6 protein-coding genes are annotated in these 7,232 nt (G+C 42.1%); all 6 read left to right on the top strand.

Going from position 1 to position 7,232, the window contains the following annotated elements; translation table 11 throughout:
- Nucleotides 1-95: 95 nt before the first annotated feature.
- The 6 genes from ispF (at nt 96) to argH (ending at nt 7,189) form a co-directional block, all read left to right on the top strand.
- Entirely contained in the window at nt 96-581 is a 486-nt protein-coding gene (gene ispF, locus ACFFAP_RS33475) for a 2-C-methyl-D-erythritol 2,4-cyclodiphosphate synthase (protein WP_375515256.1), read from the top strand.
- Between the two features lie 175 nt (nt 582-756).
- Nucleotides 757-2,559, top strand: coding sequence for an ABC transporter substrate-binding protein (locus ACFFAP_RS33470; protein WP_375515255.1), 1,803 nt, complete (start codon nt 757-759; stop codon nt 2,557-2,559).
- A 143-nt stretch (nt 2,560-2,702) separates the two neighbouring features.
- On the top strand, nt 2,703-4,520 hold the full coding sequence (locus ACFFAP_RS33465) for an ABC transporter substrate-binding protein (RefSeq protein ID WP_375515254.1): 1,818 nt from the start codon (nt 2,703-2,705) through the stop codon (nt 4,518-4,520).
- A 72-nt stretch (nt 4,521-4,592) separates the two neighbouring features.
- A complete protein-coding gene (larB, locus tag ACFFAP_RS33460; RefSeq protein ID WP_375515253.1) occupies nt 4,593-5,381 on the top strand; it encodes a nickel pincer cofactor biosynthesis protein LarB in 789 nt (262 codons plus the stop codon).
- Between the two features lie 105 nt (nt 5,382-5,486).
- Nucleotides 5,487-5,696, top strand: a complete 210-nt coding sequence (locus ACFFAP_RS33455) for a hypothetical protein (protein ID WP_375515252.1) — start codon at nt 5,487-5,489, stop codon at nt 5,694-5,696.
- 107 nt (nt 5,697-5,803) lie between these two features.
- Nucleotides 5,804-7,189 carry an argininosuccinate lyase gene (gene argH, locus ACFFAP_RS33450; RefSeq protein WP_375515251.1) on the top strand — a complete coding sequence of 462 codons (1,386 nt, stop codon included), beginning with the start codon at nt 5,804-5,806 and terminating at the stop codon, nt 7,187-7,189.
- The last annotated feature ends 43 nt before the right edge of the window (nt 7,190-7,232 follow it).

Genomic DNA, 7,232 nt, shown 5'->3' with positions numbered 1-7,232 from the left:
ATCAGGGGGAGCAGGGGGAGCAGGGGAGAATAATAATTCCTAACTCCTAACTCCTAACTTCTAACTCCTAACTCCTAACTAATGACAAATGACAAATGACTAAAATTCGTATTGGTAACGGCTACGATATTCATCAACTGGTGAGCGATCGCGCTTTGATTTTAGGTGGAATTCAAATTCCCCATGAACTGGGTTTATTGGGGCACAGTGACGCTGATGTATTAACACACGCGATTATGGATGCCATGCTTGGCGCATTATCTTTGGGGGATATTGGTCATTATTTTCCTCCTAGCGATCGCAAATGGGCGGGAGCAGATAGTTTAGTACTATTAAATCAAGTACATCAACTGATTCGGGATCAAGGTTGGCAGGTGGGAAATATTGACTCGGTGGTAGTAGCAGAACGTCCAAAATTAAAACCGCATATTGTGAATATGCGCGACAAACTAGCGGCTGTTTTAGAATTAGAACCAACTCAAATTGGCATCAAAGCTACTACTAACGAAAAATTAGGTCCCGTTGGACGTGAAGAAGGTATATGTGCTTATGCTGTCGTCTTGCTAGTTGCTTCAGAATAACTTTTCTTTTAGCCTCTGATAAAGATTTTTAAGTAACAATTCTAAAGAATTTGGGAGACGTGAAGTTATAGAGGTTTTACGAGATAGTGGCATTCAATCTTTCAATAAAACCCAGAATTTTCTTGGTTGGCTACAATCTCAATCAAATTAATTACACTATTCGCTTATTAAAAGTATGAAATGTTTGAGAAAAATATTTCTGGCAATTAAACATTTTTTCTTACCACTAATTCTGGTTTCGGCAACAGCAATTACAGTTACCGCGTGCAATCCATCTAACTTTAAAACCGCAGCTGCACAAGTTCCCCAGTTGGTTCTTTCTACTACCACTGACCCGAAAACCTTTAACTACGCCCTCATCCAAGAATCTCCCAATATTTCTGGTTTCACTTATGAAGCATTAGCCACTCAAAACGGAATAACTAAGGAAATTGAGCCAGCTTTGGCTGAATCTTGGGAACTTTCCCCAGACAAACTGCGGTTTGTCTTTACCTTGCGAGAAGGATTGAAGTGGTCGGATGGTCAGCCATTAACAGCCGATGATGTCGTTTTCTCTTTCAATGACATCTACATGAACAAACGCATTCCCACTTATATCCAAGATGCTCTCAAAATTGGTATCAGTAAGGCTTTTCTCAAAGTCCGCAAAATCGATGATCGCCGGGTAGAATTTATTCTGCCAGAACCGTTTTCTCCTTTCTTGCGATCGATTGCAGCAGGTGTGGGAATCCTACCAGAACACGCCCTGCGTGCATCAGTGGAAGCCAAAAACTCTGACGGTAAGCCAGTGTTTATGTCCACTTGGGGAACCGACACAGACCCGAAAAAAATTATTGTTAATGGCCCTTACGCAATCGAGAGTTATTCAACTAATCAACGCGTAACATTTCGGCGCAACCCTTACTACTGGCGTCAAAAAGATGCACAAGGAAAACAACTGCCGTATATTGAGCGTGTAATTTGGCAAATTGTGGAATCACCTGATACAGCTTTGCTGCAATTTCGTTCTGGAGGGTTAGATTTACTAGAAATTGGCCCTGGAAGTTTTCAATTGCTCAAGCGTCAAGAAAAACGGGGTAACTTTACTATTAAAAATGCTGGCCCTGACACTGGGACAAGTTTTATAACTTTCAATCTTAACAAAGGTAGTCGCAACGGCAAACCTGTTGTAGATCCCATTAAGTCCCGCTTTTTTAACAACGTTGCTTTTAGACAGGCTGTCGCCTACGCTATCGATCGCCAAACGATGATCAACAACACTTTGCGGGGATTGGGTGAACCGCAAGACTCTCCAATTTCTGTTCCCAGTCCTTATTATTTGTCTCCAAAAGAAGGTTTAAAAACATATAACTACAATCCAGAAAAAGCTAAACAACTTTTACTAGGAGCAGGATTCAAATACGATGATAAAGGTCAACTTTTGGACGCAGATGGCAATCGAGTTCGCTTTACAATGATGGCTGTTGCTGGTAATAGACCCACAATCACACCGAAAATCCAACAGGATCTCGGTAAGATAGGTATTAAAGTTGATTTACAATTTATTGACTTCAGTATTATTGGAGAAAAAATCTCTAACACCCTAGATTGGGAATGTTGGTATGGAGCTATCACTGGTGGTATTGAGCCACAAGATGGTTTCAATGTCTGGTCTGTAGAAGGTAACTTTCATGTATTTAATCAAAAAGCTCAAGCCGGACAATCCCCAACGGTAGGTTGGAAAGCTACCGATTGGGAGCAGAAAATTGAAGACCTCTACATTCAAGGGGCAAGAGAGTTTGATGAAACAAAACGTAAAGCTATCTATGCAGAAACACAACAACTTTCACAAGAGTATCTGCCTTTTATTCACCTATTCAATTCCCTAGCTTTAGTAGCCGTGCGTAATACCATTGAAAACGTAAAATACTCAGCGATAGGAAGTTACAATTGGAATCTTTATGAACTCAAAGTAGTAGAAGATAAAAAAGCTAGTTAACTTTCATGGTCATTTGTCATTTGTCAGGAACTATTATTCTCTCCCCTGCTCCCTCATCCTCCACTTTCCACTTGCCACTTACTTTTATGCAATCAAGGTTGAACATGAGGTGTATTATGCAAACAGTTTAGTGTTTCAGTTCTATGATTTTTGCCCTCTTGGCTACCCGCCGTCGTGGGTTTGCGGTTTTAGTAATATTCGGTCTATTCTTAATTTGTCAGATAGCTCTTATCAGTTGCAATCCACTTAATTTTAAGAGTAAGGCGGCGCAAGTATCGCAATGGGTTACAAGCACTATCGGCGACCCGAAAACTTTTAACTACGCCTTCAATCAGGAATATCCTCATGTTTTTTTGTTCACGACTGAAGGACTAACTACCCTCAATGGGATTACAGGCAAAATTGAGCCAGCTTTAGCTGAATCGTGGGATATTTCTGACGATCAAAAGCGAGTCACTTTTACTTTACGAGAAAACTTAAAATGGTCAGATGGCGAACCACTTACTGTAGATGATGTTATATTTACCTATGAGGATGTGATTTTCAATCCACAAATTCCTACTGATTGGAAAGATGGTCTTAAAATTGGTTCTAGTGGTAGTTTTCCTAAAATTAGGAAAATAGGCGATCGCCAAATTGAATTTCTTCTACCTGAGCCTTTTGCTCCTTTCCTTTCCACCACAACCGGAGCATCAACAAATTCAGTTGGGATTTTACCAAAACATGCTTTATCTGAATCATTGAAATCTAAAGATGCTAAAGGTAATCCTAAATTTTTATCTACTTGGGGAACGGATACAGAACCCAGTAAAATTATTGTCAACGGTGCTTATAAAATAGAAAGTTATACCGCCAGTCAGCGTGTGGTATTTCGGCGCAATCCTTATTACTGGCGCAAAGATAGCCAAGGCAATCAGTTACCTTATGTTGAACGTATTGTTTGGCAAATTATTGAATCTACAGATACAATAATTCTTCAGTTTCGCTCTGGAGGATTAGATACAGTTACTGTTTCTCCTGAAAACTTTTCACTACTTAAGCGCGAAGAAAAGCGGGGAAAGTTTACTATCTACAATGGAGGCCCGGAATTCACCAATACTTATATTTCATTTAATCTCAACAAAGGTCGGCGACAAAACGGACAGCCTCTAATTGACCCAATTAAATCCCGTTGGTTTAATACCCTTGCTTTTAGACAAGCAGTTGCCTATGCAATCGACCGTCAAACAATGCTAAATAACGTTTTTCGGGGGATTGGTGTGTTGCAAAATTCGCCGATAGAAATTCAAAGTCCTTACTACTTTCCTCCAGAAAAAGGTCTGAAAGTTTATGAATATAATCAAGAAAAAGCTAAAAAATTACTATTAAGTGCAGATTTTAAATATAATGCCAATAAACAGTTATTGGATGCTAATGGTAATCGGGTGCGCTTCAGTTTATTAACGAATGCTGAAAATAGAACTCGTGTGTTAATGGGAGCGCAAATTAAGCAAGATTTGAGTAAAATTGGCATTCAAGTTGATTTTAATCCAATTGCTTTCAATACCCTTACAGACAAGCTTTCTAATTCCCTCGATTGGGAATGTTATATGTTAGGCTTTGTTGGAGGGATTGAACCAAATGACGGCGCTAATGTTTGGTTGCCGGAAGGTGGATTACACACCTTCAATCAGAAACTTCAAGCAGGGCAAGAACAACTTATTGGTTGGCAAGTTGCAGATTGGGAGGCAGAAATTGGTCGTCTTTACATTCAAGCGGCACGAGAGTTAGACGAAGTAAAGCGCAAAGAGATTTACGCCAAAACGCAACGCCTCTCTCAAGAATATTTACCTTACATTTATTTAGTGAATCCTTTATCTTTGATAGCAGTGCGCGATCGCATCCAAAACGTCAAATTCTCTGCACTTGGTTCCCAAAGAGGAACGTTATGGAACAAATATGAACTGAAAGTCACACAATAGAGTTTAAAGTATTAAAATCTCCGCCCTTAGTGGCACGTTTGGGAACATTTATAAAATTCAAACAACAGACCAGTGTCTCAACATGAAACTTTGCGATCGCTCCTCGAAGCGGTTGCCAATGGTAAAGTTACGCCAGATATGGCATTCGACTCACTCAAAGATTTAACTTATGAATCTGTTGGTGAGTTTGCCAAAATTGACCATCATCGCCAGCTAAGAACTGGTTTCCCAGAGGTTATTTGGGGCCCTGGTAAAACTCCCGATCAAATTGCTCAAATTATCGAGGTGATGCGCCTCCGCAACCCCGTGGTGATGGCAACCCGCATTGAGCCAGCAGTTTATGCCGCACTGCAATCAAAAGTTAGCGGTTTACGATATTACGAATCGGCGCGAATTTGTGCGATCGCTCCCCCTACCATCGAACCACAATTTGCGGGTGAAATTGGCATTCTTTCTGCTGGTACTGCCGATTTACCCGTTGCTGAAGAAGCTGCTGTCACTGCTGAACTTTCTGGTTTCCGGGTACAGCGCCTCTGGGATGTTGGTGTTGCGGGGATTCACCGCTTATTAAGTAACCGCCACCTGATTGAGTCAGCATCGGTGTTGATTGTCGTCGCCGGGATGGAAGGCGCTTTACCCAGCGTTGTTGCTGGTTTAGCGAGTTGTCCTGTAATTGCCGTACCCACCAGCATCGGTTATGGCGCAAGTTTTGGCGGATTAGCACCTTTATTGACAATGCTTAACTCTTGTGCTGCGGGAGTAGGCGTAGTAAATATCGATAATGGTTTTGGTGCAGCAGTTTTAGCGGGGCAAATTTTGCGGACTGCCGAGAAATTGCGGTTGGCATCTGTTACATCTTGAGTTAAGACATTGAGGTTATATGCAATATTTCAGTAAATATCAGGAATTTTCTCAAAAATAAATTGATGCTGAATTTTGCCACCCCCAACCTCTTAATCACCAATTATGAGTCATTACAGCAATTTGATATCTCAGTTATATTGGCATTTGCCTGCAAATTTGACAGCACTATTAGCACAAACAATTACCGATCCAGACTTGATCGGTCAGGTTGAAAAATCTTGGCGTCACTTTATACAAACAGGTCAAGTGTGGGCATTGTTGATTGGTTTAGTCATTGGCTATATGATTCGGAATCTAACTAGCTACGGTTGAATTTAAAAGTTAGGAGTTGAAAGTGAGGAGTGAGGAGTTATGAGTTTTTAACTCCTCACTCCTCATTCTTAACTCTTAACTCTCCCCCCACTCCCCTCATAATATTTATGACCAAAGAAGAAACTTGGAGCCAGAGGTTTGAATCAGCGTTGCATCCGGTGATCGCTCGTTTTAATGCCAGTATAGGTTTTGATATTGAATTAATTGAATATGACCTGACTGGTTCTCAAGCCCATGCCAAAATGCTCGCTCACACAGGCATCATCTCCCCAGAAGAAGGAGAGCAACTGGTTGCAGGTTTAGAAGAAATTCGCCAAGAGTACCGCCACGGTAAATTTCACCCTGGTGTTGATGCTGAAGATGTACATTTTGCAGTTGAACGGCGACTGACAGAAATTGTCGGCGATGTGGGTAAAAAGGTGCATACGGCGCGATCGCGTAATGACCAAGTTGGTACTGATACCAGACTTTACCTGCGCGACCAAATCCAACAAATCAAAAACGAATTGCGAGAATTTCAAGGTGTTTTACTGGATATAGCTGAAAAAAACGTTGAAACCCTGATTCCTGGCTATACCCACCTACAACGCGCCCAACCCCTGAGTTTAGCTCATCACCTCTTGGCATACTTTCAAATGGCGCAACGCGACTGGGAACGCTTAGGAGATGTTTCTCGCCGCGTGAATATCTCACCTTTGGGATGCGGTGCTTTAGCGGGAACGACTTTCCCGATTGACCGCCACTACACAGCAAAACTATTGCATTTTGACGATATTTATGCTAACAGCCTCGATGGAGTGAGCGATCGCGATTTTGCGATCGAATTCTTGTGTGCCGCTAGCTTGATTATGGTTCACCTCAGCCGCCTTGCAGAAGAAGTCATTCTTTGGTCATCAGAAGAATTCCGCTTTGTCACCCTCAAAGATAGCTGTGCTACAGGTTCCAGTATCATGCCCCAAAAGAAAAACCCTGATGTACCAGAATTAGTGCGGGGGAAAACGGGACGTGTATTCGGTCATCTTCAGGCGATGTTGGTGATTATGAAAGGGTTACCCCTGGCGTATAACAAAGATTTGCAAGAAGATAAAGAAGGTCTATTTGATAGTGTCAAGACAGTCAAAGCCTCTCTCGAAGCGATGACGATTTTGCTTAGGGAAGGCTTGGAATTTCGTACCCAACGATTAGCAGAAGCTGTGGCGGAAGATTTTTCTAACGCTACCGATGTAGCAGATTATCTGGCAGCACGTGGCGTTCCTTTCCGGGAAGCTTACAATCTCGTGGGTAAGGTCGTAAAAACTAGTATTGCCGCAGGTAAACTTCTAAAAGATTTGAAATTGGAAGAGTGGCAACAACTACATCCGGCATTTGCGGCAGATATTTATGAGGCGATATCCCCCGGTCAAGTTGTGGCAGCCCGCAACAGTTACGGTGGCACTGGCTTTGTACAGGTAAGCAAAGCACTCATAGCCGCCCGCGCTCAAATGGCTCAATAGAGGGAGTGGGGAGCAGGGAGTGGGGAGCAGGGAGTAGGGGGAG

Source organism: uncultured Nostoc sp. (assembly GCF_964245575.1).
Classification (GTDB): Bacteria; Cyanobacteriota; Cyanobacteriia; order Cyanobacteriales; family Nostocaceae; genus Nostoc.
Note: the sequence above shows the minus strand (reverse complement) of the source record. Positions and strands in the feature narration are given on the sequence as shown.